This window comes from Roseomonas mucosa ATCC BAA-692, assembly GCF_000622225.1.
GTDB classification, from domain to species: domain Bacteria; phylum Pseudomonadota; class Alphaproteobacteria; order Acetobacterales; family Acetobacteraceae; genus Roseomonas; species Roseomonas mucosa.
This window is the reverse complement of the sequence record NZ_JHWD01000008.1, coordinates 85,572-105,749: the sequence shown is the minus strand read 5'-3', so window position 1 is coordinate 105,749 and position 20,178 is coordinate 85,572. Positions and strand designations below refer to the sequence as shown.

Annotated in this window: 13 protein-coding genes; 6 read left to right on the top strand and 7 right to left on the bottom strand. The window is 70.6% G+C overall.

Annotation, left to right across the window (positions count from 1 at the left end):
- Nucleotides 1-120 precede the first annotated feature (120 nt).
- Entirely contained in the window at nt 121-1,134 is a 1,014-nt protein-coding gene (gene kdgT / locus BT98_RS0110360) for a 2-keto-3-deoxygluconate transporter (RefSeq protein ID WP_019460823.1), read from the top strand.
- A gap of 132 nt (nt 1,135-1,266) precedes the next feature.
- Complete coding sequence (locus tag BT98_RS0110355) at nt 1,267-1,998, top strand: SDR family oxidoreductase (protein WP_019460824.1); 732 nt, start codon at nt 1,267-1,269, stop codon at nt 1,996-1,998.
- A gap of 333 nt (nt 1,999-2,331) precedes the next feature.
- Here BT98_RS0110355 and hrcA read toward each other — a convergent pair whose 3' ends face one another.
- The gene (gene hrcA / locus BT98_RS0110350; protein WP_019460825.1) at nt 2,332-3,378 is read right to left on the bottom strand and encodes a heat-inducible transcriptional repressor HrcA; all 1,047 of its coding nucleotides are present in this window, start codon (nt 3,376-3,378) and stop codon (nt 2,332-2,334) included.
- Nucleotides 3,379-3,984: 606 nt separating this feature from the next.
- Between hrcA and aspT the strand changes: the two genes are divergently transcribed.
- Nucleotides 3,985-5,676 (top strand): aspartate-alanine antiporter, encoded by a 1,692-nt coding sequence (gene aspT, locus BT98_RS0110345; protein WP_019460826.1) that lies wholly within the window; start codon nt 3,985-3,987, stop codon nt 5,674-5,676.
- Between the two features lie 49 nt (nt 5,677-5,725).
- The gene (locus BT98_RS0110340; RefSeq protein ID WP_019460827.1) at nt 5,726-7,444 is read left to right on the top strand and encodes a bifunctional aspartate transaminase/aspartate 4-decarboxylase; all 1,719 of its coding nucleotides are present in this window, start codon (nt 5,726-5,728) and stop codon (nt 7,442-7,444) included.
- A gap of 47 nt (nt 7,445-7,491) precedes the next feature.
- On the opposite strand, the gene BT98_RS0110335 is transcribed toward BT98_RS0110340, so the two are convergent.
- From BT98_RS0110335 to BT98_RS0110320, 4 genes are all read right to left on the bottom strand, one after another.
- Nucleotides 7,492-9,108 (bottom strand): M20/M25/M40 family metallo-hydrolase, encoded by a 1,617-nt coding sequence (locus tag BT98_RS0110335; RefSeq protein WP_019460828.1) that lies wholly within the window; start codon nt 9,106-9,108, stop codon nt 7,492-7,494.
- An 11-nt stretch (nt 9,109-9,119) separates the two neighbouring features.
- Complete coding sequence (locus BT98_RS0110330; RefSeq protein WP_019460829.1) at nt 9,120-10,718, bottom strand: ABC transporter substrate-binding protein; 1,599 nt, start codon at nt 10,716-10,718, stop codon at nt 9,120-9,122.
- A gap of 163 nt (nt 10,719-10,881) precedes the next feature.
- Nucleotides 10,882-12,162 (bottom strand): ArgE/DapE family deacylase, encoded by a 1,281-nt coding sequence (locus BT98_RS0110325; RefSeq protein ID WP_019460830.1) that lies wholly within the window; start codon nt 12,160-12,162, stop codon nt 10,882-10,884.
- Nucleotides 12,163-12,222: 60 nt separating this feature from the next.
- Nucleotides 12,223-13,143 (bottom strand): LysR family transcriptional regulator, encoded by a 921-nt coding sequence (locus BT98_RS0110320; protein WP_019460831.1) that lies wholly within the window; start codon nt 13,141-13,143, stop codon nt 12,223-12,225.
- Nucleotides 13,144-13,295: 152 nt separating this feature from the next.
- Between BT98_RS0110320 and BT98_RS0110315 the strand changes: the two genes are divergently transcribed.
- Nucleotides 13,296-14,855, top strand: a complete 1,560-nt coding sequence (locus BT98_RS0110315) for an ABC transporter substrate-binding protein (RefSeq protein WP_019460832.1) — start codon at nt 13,296-13,298, stop codon at nt 14,853-14,855.
- The gene (locus BT98_RS0110310) at nt 14,855-15,571 is read left to right on the top strand and encodes a glycerophosphodiester phosphodiesterase (RefSeq protein WP_019460833.1); all 717 of its coding nucleotides are present in this window, start codon (nt 14,855-14,857) and stop codon (nt 15,569-15,571) included. The genes BT98_RS0110315 and BT98_RS0110310 overlap by 1 nt, the downstream gene beginning before the upstream one ends.
- A gap of 55 nt (nt 15,572-15,626) precedes the next feature.
- Here BT98_RS0110310 and BT98_RS0110305 read toward each other — a convergent pair whose 3' ends face one another.
- On the bottom strand, nt 15,627-18,734 hold the full coding sequence (locus tag BT98_RS0110305) for an efflux RND transporter permease subunit (RefSeq protein ID WP_019460834.1): 3,108 nt from the start codon (nt 18,732-18,734) through the stop codon (nt 15,627-15,629).
- Nucleotides 18,731-19,978, bottom strand: coding sequence for an efflux RND transporter periplasmic adaptor subunit (locus tag BT98_RS23970; protein WP_226945948.1), 1,248 nt, complete (start codon nt 19,976-19,978; stop codon nt 18,731-18,733). The genes BT98_RS0110305 and BT98_RS23970 overlap by 4 nt, the downstream gene beginning before the upstream one ends.
- Nucleotides 19,979-20,178 lie beyond the last annotated feature (200 nt).

Genomic DNA, 20,178 nt, shown 5'->3' with positions numbered 1-20,178 from the left:
GGCTCCGGCCAACCAGCAGACCCGGCCACCGACCCGGAGAAGGGCGGGGCCGGAGGGCAGGAGCGGCGCCCGCGGACCGGGCGCCCCCGCCCCGCAACCAGGAAGCGTGAGGCTACGTCCATGAGAATCAAGGATACGATCGACAGGATCCCCGGCGGGCTGATGCTGATGCCGCTCCTGCTCGGCGCGCTGTGCAAGACCTTCGCCCCCGGGGCGCCGCTCTACTTCAAGGGCTTCACCCAGGGCATCATGACGGGCGTGATCCCGATCCTGGCCGTGTGGTTCTTCTGCATGGGCGCCTCGATCAAGCTTTCCGCCACCGGCACGGTGCTGCGGAAATCCGGCACCCTGGTCCTCACCAAGCTGGTCGCCGCCTGGATCATCACCCTCGTCGCCTCGATGTTCATTCCGGCCGAGGGCATCCAGACGGGCTTCTTCGCGGGCCTCTCCATCCTGGCCATCGTCTGCGCCATGGATATGACGAATGGCGGCCTCTATGCCTCGCTGATGCAGAGCTACGGCACGAAGGAGGAAGCGGGCGCCTTCGTCCTCACCTCCATCGAATCCGGCCCGCTGATGAGCATGATCATCCTCGGCGCCTCCGGGGCCGCGCATTTCGAGCCGCAGATCTTCGTCGGCGCCGTGCTGCCCTTCCTGGTCGGCTTCGCCCTCGGCAACCTCGATCCCAAGCTGCGCGCCTTCTTCGCGCCCGGCGGCCAGCTGATGATCCCCTTCTTCGCCTTCTCGCTCGGCAATACGATCGACCTGAACACGCTGCTCTCGCCGCTGGCCGGCCTTGGCGTGGTGCTCGCCCTGGCGGTCATCGTGCTGACCGGCATCCCGCTGATCCTGGCCGACCGGATCATCGGTGGCGGCACCGGCACGGCCGGCATCGCCGCTTCCTCCACCGCCGGTGCCGCCGCGGCCAATCCGCTGGCCATCGCCGCCGTCGCCCCGCAGTTCATGCCGGTGGCCCAGACCGCCACGGTGCTGGTGGCGATCTGCATCATCGTTACCTCCCTCCTGGTGCCGATCCTCACCGGCCTCTGGTACCGGCAGTTCGGCCAGGGCATGGCGGAGAAGGGGCGGGCGGACGACCCGATGCCCGCCCTGCACATGCATCCGGCGGACTGAGCGCGGCCGCCCCTTCACGACGGCATGGCCCGCGGGGCGCATCCCGCGTGCCATGCCGTGACATGCGGGAGCCGGCTCCACGCCCCGACGGAATGGGCCAGGCTCCACAGGTATTCGAGCGGGAGAAGACACATGACTCTCAGTCTGGACGGCAAGACCGCCGTGATCACCGGCGCGGCGCAGGGCATCGGCCGCGCCACGGCGGAGCTTTTCGCCCGTGCCGGCGCGAAGGTCGTCGCCACCGATGTCAACGCGGCGAAGCTGGAGGAGCTGGAAGGCCCGGGTATCGAGCGCCGCGTGCTGAACGTGCTCGACGATGCCGCCGTGCGGGACGCCATGGCCGCGATCGGCCGCGTGGACGTGCTGTTCAACTGCGCGGGCGTCGTCCATGGCGGCACGATCCTGGAGATGCCGGACGCGGATCTGGACTTCGCCTTGGACCTGAACGTGAAGGCCCTGGTCCGCACCAGCCGCGCCGTCCTGCCCGGCATGCTGGAACGTGGCGACGGCTGCATCATCAACATGTCCTCGGTGGCCTCCAGCGTGAAGGGCGTGCCCAACCGCTTCGCCTACCAGACCAGCAAGGCGGCCGTGGTCGGCCTCACCAAGTCCATCGCCGCCGACTATGTGACGCGCGGCATCCGCTGCAACGCCATCTGCCCCGGCACGGTGGAAAGCCCCTCGCTGCAGCAGCGCCTGGCCGCCGGCGGCGACTACGAGGGCGCCCGCGCCGCCTTCATCGCCCGTCAGCCGATCGGCCGCATCGGCCAGCCGGAGGAAATCGCCGATCTCGCCCTCTATCTGGCCACCGCCACCTATACCACCGGGCAGATCCACGTCATCGACGGTGGCTGGACGATGTAGCTTCGGCGGCGCGTCGCGTCGGGCGCTGCGCCGTCCCGGGGGACAAGGCTCCGCCTTTTCCCCCGCGCCCCCTGATCCGCCAGGACGCTGCGCGCCCTGGCCCCCGTTCGTTGGCGCCTGCTGCGGCCGGATCGCGCCGGAGAGCCACGCTCTTTGGCGGCTGCGGGCGCCAGCAGCGTGGACAGGGTGTTGTTCTTTTTCGGGAACGCGCCGATCCAGCTGCTCTGCCGGATCGGGCCGCAGGCTGGGCTTGCCATCGGTGCCAGCGAAAGGCGGAGCTTCCCTCGGGGATGGGACACAGCTGCCCAGGGCAGGGGATCGGGCAGATCCCTTTCAGCCCAGCAGGCGGCCGATCACCCCGGCGGTGTAGTCCACCACCGGGATGATCCGGCGGTAGTTGATCCGCGTCGGCCCGACCACGCCGACCGCGCCGACGATGCGTTCCTGGGAGTTGCGGAAGGGGGCCACGATCATCGAGACGCCGGAAGCATCGAACAGCCCGCTTTCCGCACCGATGAAGATCTGCACGCCCTCGCCGCGCTGTACCAGCTCCAGCAGGCGCAGCATGGTTTCCTGCGCCTCCAGCTGGTCGAACAGCGCCTGGATTTCCCCGATCTTCTGCGTCTGGTCCAGGTTCTCCAGCAGCCGCGACTGCCCGCGCAGGATCAGCGACCCGCCGCCGCCGCCGGACCAGATGCCGAGGCCGGATTCCACCACCTGCGCCGTCAGCTCGTCGAGTGCGCTGCGGTTCGCCGTGATCTCGCGGTTCACCTCCTCGCGCGTCTCGTCCAGCGTGCGGCCGTTCAGTCGGTGGTTCAGGTAGTTGGTGGCCTGGGTGAGCGAGCCGGTCGGCAATCCGGCCGGCACCTCGATCACCCGGTTCTCCACCTGCCCGTTCTCGCTCACCAGGATCACCAGCGCCCGGCCGGGACCCAGCGCCACGAACTCGATATGCCGCACCGGGCTGTTGGTCTTGGGCGCCACGACCAGGCCCGCCGCCCCGGCCAGGCCGGACAGCATCCGCCCCGCCTCGCCCAGCGTGTCGTGCAGCGAGCGTCCGGAGGCCGCGCAGCGGGCGGTGATGGCCTCCCGCTCCTGCTCGGTCAGCTGGCCGAATTCCAGCAGCCCGTCCACGAAGAGGCGGAGGCCCCGCTCGGTGGGCAGCCGCCCGGCGCTGGTATGCGGGGCGAAGAGCAGGCCGGCTTCCTCCAGATCCGCCATCACGTTGCGGATGGTGGCGGGGGAGAGGGCATGCGGCAGGCGGCGCGACAGGGTGCGCGAGCCCACCGGCTCCCCGGTTTCCACGTAGAGCTCCACGATCTGGCGCAGGACCGCCGCGCCGCGCCCGTCCAACGCCTTTTCCAGGTTGCTCGAGATCATGCCTCCCGGGTTCCGGTGCGCTCGGCCCTCAGGGGACATGTCCCAGCAGGCAGCAAGAAATGTTCCAGCACGGTAGGAAGGTAGGTAGGCTCCCCCACCGGGTCAATCGCCGCCCATGGCGGGGCGGGCGGAGATGGGGCCGGCGCGCGATGTTTGCCACGGCCCATGGCGGGTCTGGCGGGAACCTGCGGCTCGCCGTCTCTCAAGGCGGGCGGCTGGCGGGTTGCCGCCTGGGCTCGCTGGAAGTTGAACCGGTATCGAAACGTAGACTGCTCCTCCTGCTGCGCCGGCAAGTCATTGTTCCTGCTGCAAGGCAAGGTTTGCCCAGCACGGTCCCACCCATGCCGCGCCCGGGCCCCCGCCGGGGGCCGCACACCGGGAATTGGGTTGGCAGACGCGCGGGCTTCCCCATGATCCGCCAGGAGAAACGCAGGGGCCCCGCAAGCCCGCTGCGCTGGCCATGCGCCACCGGTGCCGCTCCCTGGACGGGGCGACGCCGCGGGCGGGAAAACTCCGGCCCAGCGTCCTCCGTGGCGCCGGGCCTTCGATGGCCCGCAGGGACAATCCTGTCCCGAAGGCCAGCCTTCGTCCGGGAGTCCCTCGCCGATGTGGACGTGGCTCGTCGAGACGCTCCGGACCTATCCGGAGATCGCCGTCTTCCTTTCCCTGGCGATCGGCTATTATGTCGGTGCTTTCAGCATCCGGGGGATCGGCCTCGGCGCCGTCACCGCGACGCTGCTCGCCGCGATCCTGATCGGCCAGCTCGGCATCACGATCTCGGCCAACGTGAAATCCATCTTCTTCCTGATGTTCCTCTTCGCCATCGGCTATGGTGTCGGGCCGCAATTCGTTCGCGGCATCGCCCGGGACGGCGTGCCGCAGGCGGTCTTCTCGGCGGTGGTCTGCCTTCTCTGCCTTGGCGCCTCCTGGCTGGCCGCCCGCATCGCCGGCTACGACCTGGGCTTCTCGGCGGGGCTCTTCGCCGGCTCCCAGACCATCTCCGCCTCGCTCGGCCTCGCCACGGACGCGGTGAACCGGCTGGGCCTGCCGCCGGAACAGGCCAAGCCGCTGCTGGATGCCATGCCGGTCGCCTATGCCGTCACCTACATCTACGGCACCATCGGCTCCGCCCTGATCCTGGCGCTGCTGGGGCCGAAGCTGCTGGGCTTCGACCTGGAGGCCGCCTGCAAGGCCTATGAGGCGCGCATGGGCGGCAAGCCGGAACCGGGCGGGGAGGGCAGCGCCTGGCACCATTACGTGCTGCGCGCCTATCGGCTGGAGGCGGGCATGCGGGTGGTCGGGCAGACCGCCGCGGCGGCCGAGGCCAGCTATCCGCAGGCCCGCCTCTTCGTGGAGCGCCTGCGCCGGGACGGGAAGGTCGTCGAGGCCAGGGCGGACACGGTGCTGCAGGCGGGCGATGTCGTGGCCGTCTCGGGGCCGCGTGGCGTGATGGTCGATCTCCTGGGCCACGCGGCCACGGAGGTTGATGATCCGGAGCTGCTGAGCGTCCCGATGGAGGGCGTCGATGTCGTCGTCACGCAGAAGGCCGTCGACAACAGGACCCTGGCGGAGCTGAGCCACCAGCCCGCGGCGCATGGCGTCTTCCTGCGCCGCATCCGCCGCGGCGCCACCGGCACGGAGATCCCCGTCCTGCCCGCCACGCGGATCCATCGCGGCGACGTCCTGACGCTGGTTGGCCGCACGCAGGAGATCGCGGCCTCGGCCCGCGCCCTCGGCCATGCCGACCAGCGCGGCAACACCGCCGACGTCGCCTTCATCGGCGCCGCCATTGCCCTCGGCACCCTGGTCGGGGCCCTGGTCTGGCGTGTCGGCGCCGTGCCGCTCACCCTCTCCACCGCTGGCGGCGCGCTGATCTCCGGGCTGTTCTTCGGCTGGCTCCGCTCGATCCATCCCACCTTCGGGCGCATCCCGCCCGCCACGGTCTGGTTCATGAACTCGGTCGGGCTGAACGTGTTCATCGCCGTGGTCGGGATCACCGCCGGGCCCGGCTTCGTCGCCGGCGTGCGGGAACTGGGGATCAGCCTCTTCCTCTGGGGCATCTTCGCCACCTCGGTGCCGCTGATCCTCGCGCTCTATATCGGCAAGTACGTCTTCCGCTTCGACGATGCGCTCGTCCTCGGTTGCTGCGCCGGGGCGCGCACGACCACCGCCGCCCTCGGCATGATCACGGACCGCGCGAAGAGCCAGGTCCCGGCCCTCGGCTACACCGTGACCTATGCCATCGGGAACACGCTGCTGACCATCTGGGGCATGGTCATCATCATGCTGCTCGCCTGACGCCCCCGCAGAAGCCCGATCCCTCCCTCTCTCCCACCGGGGAAGTGCCATGACCGAGATCGACTATGCCAGGCTCGCGCAGCTCAGCCCCTTCGAGCTGAAGGACACGCTGATCAGCCTCGCCTCCAGCCAGGCCAGCCGCACCATGCTCAATGCCGGGCGCGGCAACCCGAATTTCCTTGCCACCCTGCCGCGCCGGGCCTTCTTCGCCCTGGGCCGCTTCGCGGTGGAGGAATCGGAGATGTCCTTCTCCTACATGCCGGAGGGCGTGGGCGGCCTGCCGCACCTGGATGGCATCACCGGCCGTTTCGAGAGCTTCGTCGCCCGCCACCGCGACGATCCCGGCGCCGCCTTCCTGCGCCGCGCCGTCTCCTATGTGCGGGACCAGATCGGGCTGCCCGAGGCGGAGTTCGTCCACGAGATCACCGAGGCCATCCTCGGCTGCGAATACCCCGTGCCGCCGCGCATGCTGAAACTGACCGAGAAGGTGGTGCGCGAATACATCGTGAAGGAGATGGTGGGCGGCCTGCTGTCCTCCGCCGATGTCGATCTCTTCGCGGTGGAGGGCGGCACCGCCGCCATGACCTACATCTTCAACTCGCTGCGGGAGAACCGGCTGATCGCGCCAGGCGACAAGGTCGCCATCGGCATGCCGGTCTTCACCCCCTATATCGAGATCCCGGAACTCTCCGATTACCGGCTCGTCGAGGTGCCGGTGAATGCCGATCCGGAGATGGGCTGGCAGTTCCCGCAGGCGGAGCTGGACAAGCTGGCCGATCCGGCGGTGAAGGTCTTCTTCGTCACCAACCCCAGCAACCCGCCTTCGGTGAAGATCGACGCGAAGGGGCTGGAGGCCATCGCGGCCATCGTCTCGGAGAAGCGGCCGGACCTGATCATCCTCACCGACGATGTCTACGGCACCTTCGCCGACGATTTCGAATCCCTCTTCGCCCGCTGCCCGCGCAACACCGCGCTGGTCTATTCCTTCTCCAAGTATTTCGGTGCCACCGGCTGGCGCCTCGGCGTGATCGCCATGCACCGCGACAACGTGCTCGACCGCGCCCTGGCCAGCCTGCCGGAGGAGGACAGGAAGGCGCTCGACGAACGCTACCGCTCGCTCACTCCCGATCCGCGCAATCTCGCCTTCCTCGACCGCCTGGTGGCGGATAGCCGCAGCGTCGCGCTGAACCACACGGCGGGGCTCTCCACGCCGCAGCAGGTGCAGATGCTGCTCTTCTCGCTCTTCGCGCTGATGGACGGCAAGGACAGCTACAAGGCCGCGCTGAAGAAGGTCATCCGCAGCCGCAAGAAGGCGCTCTACCGCGAGCTTGGCGTGCCGATCGACGACGACGCGAATTCGGTGGACTACTACACGCTGATCGACCTGGAGAAGGTGACGCTCGGCCTCTATGGCCGCGACTTCGCCGACTGGGTGCGCGACACGCAGAACCCCACCGAGATCCTGTTCCGCGTCGCCGCCGAGACCGGCATCGTCCTGCTGCCCGGCAAGGGCTTCGGCGCGCCGCATCCCTCGGGCCGCGCCTCCCTCGCCAACCTGAACGAGTACCAGTACGCCGCCATCGGCCGGTCGCTACGGGGCCTCGCCGCCGAGTTGCACGGGACCTTCCTGAAATCCGGCGGGCGGCGGGACGCCGCTCCACAGGCATCCCCGATCGCCGGGACCAGGACCTCCAAGGGGGAGGGGCCGGGAGAGGAGCGGGGCGCCGGCATCACATCCCATGCGGGCATGACGAAAGAAGAACCCTGAATCGGGGACTCGGCGAGAAGGGATGACGGCGCGTCGGTCGCCAGGGGTCAGAGCGGCTCCCCGGCTCCCGTCCCGGCATGGGGGGTCGGGAAGCACCATTCCTCGCCCCGTGCCGTGGTGACGTATTCCGGCCAGCGCAGGTCCACCGGCGGATCGAGGCCGGGCGGCAGCAGCGGCCCCACCCAGCGCGTGCCGCCGACCCCGCCGCCCGTGCGCTCGCGGAATTCCGCCTGCGCCGCTTCCAGCAACTCCGGCCGTCCGGCGAGGTCGAGCAGCGTCAGTGCCATGGTGCGCGCCGCCGCGAACATCCCCGGGTCCATGGCCGCCGGCAGCCCGCCCAGCGCGTTGTAGGCCCAGGCCGGGTAGCTGTAGCCCGGCGAGGGCGGCCGCAGCCGGGGGCGCGCCGCCAGCAGCCGCACCGTGGGCGCGTGCCAGGAATATTCGACATAGTCGTCGGCGCTCAGGTGCTTCTGCCAGGAGGGGAGGCCGGCGCGCTGCGCCACCTCGTATTCCTCGGGCGGCGTCAGCTTCGTGACCCCCGCGATGAAGGGATCCTCCATCGGCGCCAGCCCTAGGTTGCGCTGGATCTCCCGCCCGAATTCCAGCGCCTCCCGGGAATAGGCGGGGGCGCCGACGGCCTGGAGGTTGCGCCAGGTGATCTCCGTCATCGCGCTGTTCGGCAGCCCGACGCGCGTCTTCGTCACCCAGCGCACGAAGGCGCGGCAGCCCGTGGCCGCCGCCGCCTGCCGCGCGTTGTTGGCCAGCACCCGCCAGATCTGCTCCTGGATCTCCAGCGCCGAACTGCGCCAGGAATACTGGATCTGCGAGAAGCGCGGGGTGAGGTTGTCCGAGGTCGCGCCCGCATCGCCGAGCACGAACTCGTTCAGCGTCCAGGAGCCGGCATGGGGGAACATCGCCTCCTTGGTGTACTTCGTCATCGTGTACATCAGGCACATCGCATCCAGCGCGCCGGGCGAGCGTGCCACCGCATGGGCCGCGTCGATCGGCATCAGCGCGGGATCGACCCAGCGTTCCGGCGCCTCGGATTCGAAGCTGATCACCGCGCTCCAGTAGGCGCCGAAATGCGTTTCCCCGGTCACCGTGTTCAGCGGCCAGGGATGCCAGACCACCGCCGCGTCCAGCCCGTCGTAATAGCCCCGCGCGGCGTGGAAGGGCTTGGAGCCGCAGACCTTCTCCGCCGGCTCGCCGAACAGCTTCAGCGTGCCCGGTGTCCCCTGTGCCTGCATCGCCGATTTCGCCGCTAGCATCGCGGCGAGCGAGGCGGTGCCCAGCACCGAATGCGGGTCGGTGTGCCCGGCGGCATAGGGGTGCAGGCCCTCGCGCGGGGCGGGGTAGGGGACGGCCTGCTGCGAGTTCCCCGGCACCGCGTCGTATTCCGAGAAGCCGGCCAGCACCGGCCCGCCTTCCCCCTGGCCTTCCCCTTGCGTCCAGCGCGCGGCGAAGGCGGTGGGCATGCCGCCCGAGCCTTCCTCGACCTCGAAACCCTCGGCGCGGAGGATCTCCACGTAGTCCCGGACCGAGCGGTACTCGCGCCAGGCGGGTTCCGCATGTGCCCAGATCCGTGCGTTGAAAGCGGAAAGCCGCGCCTCGTTCGCGGCGATCCAGTCCAGCGCGTGCCGGCGCAGCGCCTCGTGCTTTTCCATGCGACGTCTCCTCAGGCCGGCCGGACGTTCCAGAAGGTCGGGAAGCCGTTCAGCACCCCGGTGATCGACTTGCGATAGGCGGTGGGCTGGATGTACTGGCCCAGCGGGTAGAAGGGCACGTCGACCAGGCACTGCTTCTGGATCTCGGTGCAGATCGCCTTCTGCGCCGCCTCGTCCGGCGCCTGGAACCAGGCGTCGCGCAGCTCCTCCGTGCGCGGGCTGGTGGACCAGCCGGCATAGCCCGCCTCGCCATTGCCGCGCAGGGCGATATGCCCTGCCGGATTCAGCCAGTCCGTGCCAGCCCAGCTCGTGACGAAGGCATTCCAGCCGCCCTGCTCGGCCGCGTCCTTGCGGTTGCGCCGGGTCAGCATCGTGCCCCAGTCCAGCGCCAGGTAGTCCACGTTGAAGCCGGCCTGCTTCAGCATGTCCGCGGCGACATCGCCCTGCGACTTCAGCGTCGGGCGGTCGGCCGGCACCATCAGCACCACCTTCTCGCCCTTGTAGCCGGCGGCGGCCAGGTCGCTCTTCACCTTGGCGAGGTCGTGCGGCGGGCTGAACACCTCCAGCCCCGTCTCGCTCGCCATCGGCGTGTTCGGGCAGAAGAAGCCGAGCGGCACATGGAACAGCGCCGGGTCGCCGCCGGTCAGCGCCTGCATGTAGGAGGTCTGGTCGATCGCGCGCAGCAGCGCGCGGCGGATCGCGGGATTGTCGAAGGGCGGCTGCAGGTGGTTGACCCGCAGCATGGTCACCATGCCGGTCGGGTCCGGCACCTGCACCGTCACGTCCTTCATGCTCCGCAACAGGGGCAGCATGTCGTGGTAGGCGTATTCCATCCAGTCCTGCTCGCCGTTCTGCAGGGCGGCGGTGGCGGTGCCGATATCCGGCATGGTGTTCCACACCACGCGGTCGTAGTGGACGATCTTCGGCCCGGCCGTCCAGTCCGGCGTGCCGCCTTCCCGCGGCTTGTAGCCGGCGAACTTCTCATAGACGTTGCGCGCCCCCGGCACGCGCTCATCCGCCTTGAAGCGGAAGGGCCCGCTGCCGATCAGCTCCGGCACCTGCTGGAAGGCATCCGTCCTTGCCAGCCGTTCCGGCATCATCGCGCACATCAGCGAGGGCGTCTTGCCCAGCGCCGCCGGCAGCAGCGGAAAGGATCGCTTCAGCCGGAAGCGGATGGTGCGGTCGTCGGGCGCGGAAAGCTCGTCCGTGGTGGCGATCAGCGTGGCGCCGAAGGGGTCGCGCTTCGCCCAGCGCCGGATCGAGGCGACGCAGTCCCGCGCCAGAACCTTCTCCCCGTCATGCCAGAGCAGCCCGGGACGGAGCGTCAGGTCCCACTGCTTCCCGTCCTGGGCGATCCGGTGCCCCTCCAGCATCTGAGGCTGCGGCTGGAAGTTGCCGTCCATGCCGTAGAGCGTGTCGAAGACCAGGTAGCCGTGGTTCCGCGACACATAGGGCGTGGTGTAGACCGGATCGAGATAGACGAGGTCGATCTGCGGGATGAAGCGCAGCGTGGTCTGCGAGGCCGCGCGCAGCTTCGCCGGCGCGGCGAGCGACGCCACCGCTCCTCCCAGGATCGCGCCACTTCCCTTGAGCAGGCTGCGTCTCTGCATGTTCCGTCGTCCTTCTGCGCCTGGCGGCTTGGCCCGCCAGCCTGTCACGATGCCATGCCCGGCGCCCTGGGGCGCCCGGCGTCCCGGTTCCGCCGTATGACCCCCGGGTGGAAAGGCGCCGCCTTTTCCCCGGGCTCTTTGTCCGCTCCCAGGCAGCGCGGTTCTAGCTTCGCCCGGCGCCGCACCATCCCGCCACGAAGGCGGCGATGCTCTTGGTGGTGCCGCGGATGGATTCGATCTCCACCCGCTCGTTGAAGCCATGCACCTGTTCCGCCTTCGGCCCATAGCAGAAGGCCGGGATGCCGTAGAACAGGCTGTAGAAGCGGGCATCGTTCAGCCCGGTGCCGGCCCGGCTCCTCAGCTCGCCCCCACCGAAGGCCGCGTTCGCCTCGCGCAGCAGCGCCACCGGCGCCTCGGCATTCTCCAGCACGTAGCCGCGCGAGAGATAGCCCGACCAGACCACCTCCGGCGGGTTGTTGGCAAGGAAGGCATCCTTCTGCGCCGTGGCCGCCACGCAGTCGGCGATCTCCTTGCGGCAGGCATCGACGTCCCAGCCGGGCAGGATCGCGATACGGCAATCCACGTCGCACCAGGCGGGCACGGAGGAGGCCCAGTCGCCGCCCTTGATGATGCCCGGGTTGAAGTTCAGCGGGTGCTCCATGGCGCCGTAATGCGGGTCGCTCTTCGCCCGCCGGTTCCAGTCCTCCTCCAGCCCCTCCAGGCCCTGGATCAGCCGGTAGGCCGCCTTGATGGCGTTGGAGCCGTCGCTGGCATAGGCCACATGCGCCGGGATGCCGCGCACCTTCAGCCGGAACCAGAGCACGCCGACGCAGACATCGGTGATCGTCCGGTTGCTCGGCTCCGGCAGCAGCGCGCAATCGGCGCGGTAGCCGCGTTGCAGCGTCGAGAGCGCGCCGACCCCGGTGCTTTCCTCCTCGATCACCGACTGGAAATGCAGCCGCCCCTTGAGGCTGTAGCCCGCTTGCCGCACCGCCTCGACCGCGTAGAGCGCGGCGATGGTGCCGGACTTCATGTCGCCCGCCCCGCGCCCGTACATCCAGCCATCCTTCACCACCGGGCTGAAGGGCGGCGTGTCCCACATGTCCAGCGGACCCGCCGGCACCACGTCGCAATGCCCCTGCAGGATCAGCGAGCGGCCCGTTTCCTGCGCCGGGCGCAGCGTGCCCACCACGGTCCGGGCCTGGGAGAAGTCGTGCTCGATCACGCCGCAATCGGGCAGGCCGGCGAGATCCTCCATGCGGATCGTCCAGTCATCGACCGTGTAGCCGCGCTCGCGCAGCAGGTCGGCCATCATGTCCTGGGCCGGGCCCTCGGCGCCGCGCGTGCTGGGGATGGCGGAGAAGCGCTTCGTCGTCTCGATCTGCGCGTCGAAGTTCCGGTCCACCGCCTCGGCGATGCGGGCGGCGAGTTCGGGGTCGATCATGCGGGAACCTCCTTTGCGGCAGGGCGCGATGATCGCGCGCCGGTGAGGCGGCACAATCAGCTATTTGGCGAGGACCGGTGCCTTTTCCGCACCGGTGCGTCCGGCCCGCCCGCACATGCCGTGCAGCCAGTCCCGCACCGTGACGATCTCCTCCTCCTCCCAGCGGCGCGTATCGGCCAGGACGTGATAGGATTTGGGCCGCACCTCGGAGGGGAAGGGCTCCACCAGCCGCCCTTGCCGCAGGTCCTCCTCCACCAGCAGCTCGTTGGCCAGCGCCACGCCCTGGCCCAGCCGCGCCGCCTCCAGCGCCAGGTGCGCGGTGCCGAGGCAGGAGCCGAAGGGCTGGCGGCGGCAGCGCATGGCCCGCAGCCAGTGCCGCCAGAGGTCCATGGATTCGTCGTGCAGCATCGGCAGGCGCAGCAGGTCGTCCACGTCGCGGATGCTCTGCCGTGCCAGCAGGGCCGGGCTCATCACGGGAAAGACGCGCGGCTGCGCCATTTCCTCGCTCCGCAGCGGCGGCAGCACGGCGAGGTGCTCCAGGTACACCATCTCCACATCCACCTCGACGCCCTCGGGTCTGCCGCGGGACAGGCGCGGCTCCAGCATCACCTCGCGCCCGGGCAGCAGCCGCTGCAACTCCGGCAGGCAGGGCAGCACGCGCACGTTGGAGAAGCCCGGCACGCAGCGGATGGTCAGCGGCCGCCGCTGCCGGCGCAGGTCCGCCGCCGCCTCCGCCAGCCCGGCCAGGTGCGGCGCCACCCGCGCCGCGAAACGCGCGCCCTCCGCCGTCAGGGCCAGCCCGCGTCCGGAGGGGCCGACCAGCGGCACGCCCAGCGCCCGCTCCAGGTTGTGGACATGGCGGGACACCACCGTGTGGCTGACCCCCAGCGCCTCGCCCGCCGCCCGCACGCTGCCGGTGCTGGCCAGCGCGTGGAAGGCGCGCAACGCCACCAGGGGAGGGAGCTTCAGCAGGATCTCCACCTTTGGAAAAGCGGGATCATATCGTGCCCCGGCCGGTTGCGAAGGGCCGGGCACCCGCCCGATCATCATCCACCTGACGCCTGCCTGTCATCGCCCTGTCACCGATCCGCCGCAGTTTCCGCCGCGCACCGGATCAGGGGAGTCGGGGGAACATGCGATCGACGCGGCGTCACCTTCTGGGCGGCGGCCTCGCGGCCGTCCTTCCCGGCCTGCCGGCCGCCGCCAGCGCCCAGGCGGCTGGCACCGACACGCGCCCCGTTCTGCGCATCGGGGTCGCCGACCTGCCGCCGACGCTGGAGCCGGCCAAGGAGCTCAGCAATGTCGGCACACGCATCACCTATTCCGTTTTCGACACGCTGATCCGGCGTGACTTCCTGTCCTCCCCGGATGGGGGCGGTGCCCGCCTCGTGCCGCATCTGGCCACGGCATGGCGGCGCGAAGGCGATCGCGACCTGCTCGTCACGCTGCGCCCTGGCGTGCGCTTCCACAACGGTGACACGCTTGCCGCCGAGGACGTGGTCTTCACCTTCGGCCGCATGATGGGCGACCAGCCGTTGCTGGTGGAGGCGAAGTCCTATTTCCCCACGCTGGAATCGGTGACCGCGGAAGGGCCGCTCGCCGTCCGCTTCCGCACCCGCGTGCCCGATATCCTGCTGGAGCAGCGCCTCGCCTCCTGGTGCTCCTGGATCGTCAACAAGCGCGCCTATGAGGAGCTCGGCCTGCAGGGCTTCGGCCAGGCCCCGGTCGGCACCGGCCCCTACCGCCTGCGCAGCCTCCGCCGCGACCAGGCGATCGTGCTCGACGCCTTCGACGATTACTGGATGGGCCGCCCGACTGCCCGCGCGGTGGAGTTCCGCGGGATTCCGCAGGTCGCCGGCCGCACCGCCGCCCTGCTCGCCGGTGATATCGACCTCGCCACCAATATCCCGCCCGACCAGGTGGAGGAGCTTCAGGGCCGCTCCGGCATCGATCTGCGCAGCGTGGTGCTCGCCAATGTCCATGTCCTGGTCTTCGACCAGCGCGGCGCCGGCCTCTCCGACAAGCGCGTCCGCCAGGCGCTGGGTCTCGCCATCGACCGCGAGTTGCTGGTGAGGACGCTCTGGAACGGCGCCGCCCTGGTGCCGCACAGCCACAACTTCCCCGAATACGGCGACATGTACCTGCCGGGCCGCAGCCTGCGCTATGACCCGGACCGCGCCCGCGCGCTGCTGCGCGAGGCGGGCTATGACGGTACCGAGATCACCTACCGCACCCAGGCCAACTACTACACCAACGCCCTCCCGGCAGCGCAGGTGCTGGTTGAGATGTGGAAGGCGGTCGGCGTCAATGTCCGCCTGCAGGTGGTGGAGAATGCCGCGCAGCTCCGCCCGGCGGCCGGTGGCCAGATCAGCAACTGGTCCAACTCCACCCGCCTGCCGGACCCGCTCGGCGCGATCTGGATCGGCTGGGGGCCCGGCAGCACGCCCCAGGTCTCGAAATCCTGGACCTCCACTGCGGCCTTCAACCGCGCCGGCCATGCGCTGGAGGCAGAGACCGACCCGGCGAGGCGCCGCGCCCTCTTCGCCACCATGCTCGATGCCTGGGAGGACGAGGCGCCGGGCACCATCCTCTACCAGCCCGCCGAACTCTATGCCGTGCGCTCCAACATCCGCTGGCGTCCCTATACCTTCTACTTCATGGACCTGCGTCCGGATAACCTGAGCTTCGCCTGATGCCCGATCCGCGTATCGTCGCGCATCGCGGCTGTTCCGCCTTCCACCGCGAGAACTCGCCCGCCGCCTGGCGCGGCGCGATGGAGGCGGGTGCCGATCTGGTCGAGGTCGATCTCCGCCTGACCGCGGATGGCGAGATCGTCTGCTGCCACGATGCCGACCTGCGCCGCCTCGCCGCGCAGCCCTTGCTGCTGCGCGAGACAGCCGCCACGGTCCTCGCGCGTATCACCGTCCAGGGTGCCCCGGCCGCGCCGCCGCTCGCGCTGCTCTTCGACACGCTGCCCGAGGCGCAGCCGATCCTCTTCGACGTGAAGGACGAGCGACCCGAGGCGCTGGACGCCATCCTCGACGCCTTGCACGGCGTGCCCGCCCGTCCTGTCACCCTCGGGCTGCATGCCCTGGCCTCCGTCGCCCGGGTCTGCGCGGCGGGCTGGGGTGGCGCCATACTGGGCTTCCTCAGCCCCGGAAGCGACGAGGAGGCCTTCTTCGCCGCCGGGGGCACCCATCTGCGGCTCTGGGAATGGGACACCGCCTCGGGACGTATCGCCGCCCATGCGGAACGCGGCCGGCCGGTCTGGATCACCACGGGCGAGGGTGCCACCGATCGCAAGGTCGGCGACTTCGACCCCGCCGCCCTGCGCCGCATGGCCGGGGAGGGGGCCAGCGGCTTCCTGGTGAACGATCCCGCCGCCGCGCGCCGCGCGCTGGCTGCCTGAAGGGGGACAGGCCCCGGGGGCAGGGCTTTCCGCCTGTTCCCCCGGGGCGCGCTCCTTACTCCGCCGGCTGGGTCGCCGGCCCGATGCGTGGCCCGGCGCCGCTCCCGCGCAGCCGCTTCGCCCACTGGCCGAGCGCCTCGAAGCCCAGGTACAGCACCGGGGTCACGAAGAGCGTCAACGCCTGGCTGACCGCGAGGCCGCCGACGATGGCGAGGCCCAGCGGCTGACGCAGCTCCGCCGCCGCACCCCAGCCCGCCGCGATCGGCACCGCGCCCGCGGCGGCGGCCAGGGTGGTCATCAGGATCGGGCGGAAGCGCAGCAGGCAGGCCGCGCGCACGGCGGAAAGCGCGTCCTCGCCCTCCCGCTGCCGGACCAGTGCCACATCCACCACCATGATGGCGTTCTTCTTCACCAGCCCGACCAGCAGCAGCACGCCGATCACCGCGATCACCGACAGGTCCAGGCCGAACCACCACAGCGTCGCCAGCGCGCCGAGCGCCGCCGCCGGCAGGCCGGACAGGATGGTCAGCGGATGCACGAGGCTCTCGTAGAGCACGCCGAGGACCACATACATCACCAGCACCGCGGCCAGGATCAGCATCCCCTGGCCCGCCAGCGCCTGCTGGAAGACCTGCGCCGTGCCGGAGAAGCTGCCTATCACCCCGGCGGGCAGGCCCAGCTCCTCCTCCGCCTGCTGGATCGCCGCCGTGGCGTCGCCCAGCGCCACGCCCGGTGCCACGTTGAAGCCGATCGTCACCGCCGGAAGCTGCCCCTGGTGCCCCACGGTCAGCGGCCCGGTGGAGCGCGTCACCTTCGCCAGGGTGGAGAGCGGCACCAGCTTGCCGCCGCTGGCGCGGAGATAGATCTTGTCCAGCCCGTCCTCGTTGCGCTGGTCCTCCGGCAGTGCCTCGACGATCACCGGATAGGCATTGGCCTGGGCATAGATGGTCGAGATCTGCCGCGCGCCGAAGGCGGAGTAGAGCGCCTGCCGCACCTGGTCGATGTTCACGCCCAGGGCCGCCGCGCGCTCCCGGTCCACCTGCACCGAGACCACGGGCGCGTCCAGTGTCAGGTCGGTGTTCACGTCCTGGAGCTGCGGCAGCCGCCGCAGCCGCGCCGCGAGCTTCTCCGAGAAGTCGTAGAGCGTGTCGGAATCGAGGCCCTGGAGGGTGTAGATGTAGAGCGTGCGCGCCTGCCGCGCGCCGAAGGACAGGTTCTGGATCGGTTGCAGATAGACGCTGAGCCCCGGCACGCGGGCCGTCGCGCGGCGGAGCTGCTGCACCACCTCGCCGATCGGCGGCCGCTGGTCGCGCGGCTTCAGCTCCACATACATGCGCCCCTGGTTGATCGACAGGCTGTTGCCCACGGCGCCGACGGAGGAGTTCACCATCTGCACGGCGGGGTTGGCCTGGATGATCTTCGCCGCCTGCCCCTGGAGGTCGAGCATCGCGTCGAAGGAGGCGTCGCGCGGCCCTTCGGTGGAGACGGAAAGCAGCCCCGTGTCCTCGATCGGGAAGAAGCCCTTTGGCATCGCCACGGCCATCCAGCCCGCCGCCGCCAGCGAGGCGATGAAGAAGAGCCAGACCACGGCCCGCCAGCGCAGGGCGATGTCCAGCGCCCAGGCATAGGCCCGCTCCACCGCGCGGAAACAGCCCTCCAGCGCCGCATCGACCCGCGACGGCTTGCTGTGCGCGGGCAGCCAGGAGGACATCATGGCGGTCAGCGTCAGCGAGACGATGCAGGACACCGCGACGGCCAGCGACACGGTGGCGGCGAAGGCGTTGAACACCCGTCCCACCACCCCGCCCATCAGCAGGATCGGCAGGAAGACCGCGATCAGCGAGCAGGTGATCGAGACGATGGTGAAGCCCACTTCGCGCGAGCCGCGCAGCGCCGCCTCCAGGGGGTGCATCCCTTCCTCGACATGGCGGACGATGGCCTCCAGCATCACGATCGCGTCGTCCACCACGAGGCCGACCGCGAGCGTCAGCCCCAGCAACGTCACGTTGTCGATGCCGTAGCCCAGCAGGTACATCAGCCCCAGCGTGCCGGCAAGCGAGACGGGCACCGCGACCACCGGGATCAGCGTCGCCATCATCCGCCGCAGGAAGAGCCAGACCACCAGCACCACCAGGCCGACGGCGATCAGCAGGCTTTCCTGCACGTCATGCACCGCCGCCCGGATCGAGACGGAGCGGTCCAGGTTCACGTCCAGCGTCGCGCCCGGCGGCAGCGCCGCCTGCAGCGCGGGCAGGGCCGCCCGCACACCGTCCACCACATCCACCGTGTTGGCGTCCGGCTGCCGCTGCACCGCCAGCGTCAGTCCGCGCGTGCCGTTGCGGAAGGAGGCGATGCGGTCGTTCTGCACCCCGTCCACCGTGTCGGCGATGTCGGACAGCCGCACCGGCGCGCCGGCGCGCCCCGCCACGATCAGGTGCCCGAAGGCATCCGCGTCGGGCGGCTGGTCGTTGGCCCGCAGCACGAGTTGCTGGCGCGGCCCGCTCAGCGTGCCGACCGGCGTGTTGGAATTGGCGGTGGCGATGGCGTTGCTCACCTGATCGAGCGTGAGGCCCATCGAGGCCAGCCGCTCCGGCCGCATCCGCACCCGCACGGAATAGAGCTGCTCGCCGAAGGTCACCACCTGCGCCACGCCGGGCACGCGCGACAGGGCGGGGGAGATCAGCGTCGAGGCGATGTCGTTCAGCTTGTACAGCGGCACGTCGCCGCCCGAGAGCGTCAGCAGCAGCACCGGCGCATCCGCCGGGTTCGACTTGCGGTAGGATGGCGGCGTCGTCATCTCCGTCGGCAGCCGCCGCTGCGCCCGGGTCAGCGCCGCCTGCACGTCCTGCGCCGCCGCGTCGATGTTGCGGCTCAGCACGAACTGCAGGGTGATCTGCGTCGTGCCCTGGCCGGAGGTGGAGGAGATGCTGTCGATCCCGGCGATGGTCGAGAATTCCCGCTCCATCGGCAGTGCCACCGAGGTCGCCATGGTTTCCGGGCTCGCCCCCGGCAACTGGGCGGAGACGGTGATCACCGGGAAGTCCACCCGCGGCACGGCGGCCACCGGCATGGAGAAATAGGCCAGGATGCCCGCCAGCACCGCCGCCACGGCGAGCAGCCCGGTCATCACCGGGCGGCGGATGAAGGGTTCGGAGAGGTTCATCGCGCCGCCGCCTCACGCTGCGCGCGGCCCGGTTCCGCGCCGCCGACCTTGGGGGCGCCTCCGGCGGCACCGTTGCGGATCGTCACGCGCGTGCCGTCCTGCAACCGCTGCGCCCCTTCGGTCACCACCGGTTCCCCATCCGCGAGCGCGGCATCGGCCAGGACCGCCCGGCCGGAGGCATAGCGCACCACGCTGACCGCGACCCGCCGGGCGGCGGCGTTGTCGCCCTCCCCCTTCACCGCGTACAGGAAGCTGCCCTGCTGCCCGCGCTGCACCGCCGCCGCCGGGACCGACAGGGCCTTCGGGTCGGTGCGCGGCACCAGCACCACCTCCAGGTACTGGCCCGGCCAGAAGCGCGCCGGGGCATTGGCGAAGCGGCCCTTCATGCGGATCGTGCCGGTGGTGCTGTCCACCGTGCTGTCCACGAAGACCAGCTCGCCCTCGGCGCGCGGCCCCTGATCCTCCGGCGCCCGCGCCAGCACCCGGGGTGCGGCGGCCTGGCCGGCGGCGGCGCCCTGCTGCGCCGCGTGCACCACGGAAAGCCAGCGTTCCGGCACGGCGAAGGTGACCAGGATCGGGTCCGTCTGGGTGATGGTGGCCAGCACCACGCCCTCCGAGGCCCGCACGAAGTTCCCGGCCTTCACCGGCAGCGCGCCCAGCCGCCCCGGCGCCTCGGCGCGGATCGTGGCGAAGTCCAGGTTCAGCCGGGTCTGCGCCAGCAGCGCCTCGTCCGCCCGCACCACCGCAGCCGCCGCGGTGGCGTCGGCCTGCGCCTGCTCCAGCCGCTGCTGCGAGGCATAGGCGCCCGATTGCAGCGAGGCATAGCGCCGCGCGTCCTCCTGCGCCCGCGTCAGCGTCGAGCGGTCGCGGTCCAGGTTCGCCTGCTGCTGCGCGAGCTGGGCCTGGATGAGGCGGCTGTCCAGCGTGAACAGCACCTGCCCCGCCTGCACCCGGTCGCCCTCGTTGACCCAGACCTTCTCCACCTGCCCATCGACGCGGGAGCGGACGGAGATGACCGAGGGCGCCTCGGCATTGCCGTTGGTCAGCACCTCCACCGCCACCGGTCCCACCGTGGCCGCGGCCACCGCGACCGAGACGGCCGGTGCCCCGCCGCCGCGTTCCTGCGCCCCCGCCGGCGCGCCGGGCAGGCACAGGGCCGAGGCCAGCAGGATTCCGGGCAGCGGCCCGGATGGAAACGGGAAGGACGCCCCCGGAAGGGATCGGGCACGAAGCGCGAAGGGCATGGACGAGACCCGCAGGAGGAGGGGACAGCAAGCTTTGATGCTGCCTTTTCTGCAATGATCATACCGGAAACATTACGCTCACCGAGGCGCGAACTTCGCGCTGTGATGCTTTGTCACCGGAAGACCGGGCGTCCGCCGCGCCGGATGAACGGGGCGCAAGCCGGCGGACGTGCCCGGCACCCGGCGGCCAAGGCAGCCGT

What these genes read in the sequence shown, in the direction of transcription:
- BT98_RS0110315 (WP_019460832.1), top strand. Translation starts at nt 13,296, where the DNA reads ATGCGATCGACGCGGCGTCACCTTCTGGGCGGCGGCCTCGCGGCCGTC.
- kdgT (WP_019460823.1), top strand. Translation starts at nt 121, where the DNA reads ATGAGAATCAAGGATACGATCGACAGGATCCCCGGCGGGCTGATGCTG.
- BT98_RS23970 (WP_226945948.1), bottom strand. Translation starts at nt 19,978, where the DNA reads ATGCCCTTCGCGCTTCGTGCCCGATCCCTTCCGGGGGCGTCCTTCCCG.
- BT98_RS0110355 (WP_019460824.1), top strand. Translation starts at nt 1,267, where the DNA reads ATGACTCTCAGTCTGGACGGCAAGACCGCCGTGATCACCGGCGCGGCG.
- BT98_RS0110335 (WP_019460828.1), bottom strand. Translation starts at nt 9,108, where the DNA reads ATGGAAAAGCACGAGGCGCTGCGCCGGCACGCGCTGGACTGGATCGCC.
- aspT (WP_019460826.1), top strand. Translation starts at nt 3,985, where the DNA reads ATGTGGACGTGGCTCGTCGAGACGCTCCGGACCTATCCGGAGATCGCC.
- BT98_RS0110305 (WP_019460834.1), bottom strand. Translation starts at nt 18,734, where the DNA reads ATGAACCTCTCCGAACCCTTCATCCGCCGCCCGGTGATGACCGGGCTG.
- BT98_RS0110340 (WP_019460827.1), top strand. Translation starts at nt 5,726, where the DNA reads ATGACCGAGATCGACTATGCCAGGCTCGCGCAGCTCAGCCCCTTCGAG.
- hrcA (WP_019460825.1), bottom strand. Translation starts at nt 3,378, where the DNA reads ATGATCTCGAGCAACCTGGAAAAGGCGTTGGACGGGCGCGGCGCGGCG.
- BT98_RS0110330 (WP_019460829.1), bottom strand. Translation starts at nt 10,718, where the DNA reads ATGCAGAGACGCAGCCTGCTCAAGGGAAGTGGCGCGATCCTGGGAGGA.
- BT98_RS0110310 (WP_019460833.1), top strand. Translation starts at nt 14,855, where the DNA reads ATGCCCGATCCGCGTATCGTCGCGCATCGCGGCTGTTCCGCCTTCCAC.
- BT98_RS0110325 (WP_019460830.1), bottom strand. Translation starts at nt 12,162, where the DNA reads ATGATCGACCCCGAACTCGCCGCCCGCATCGCCGAGGCGGTGGACCGG.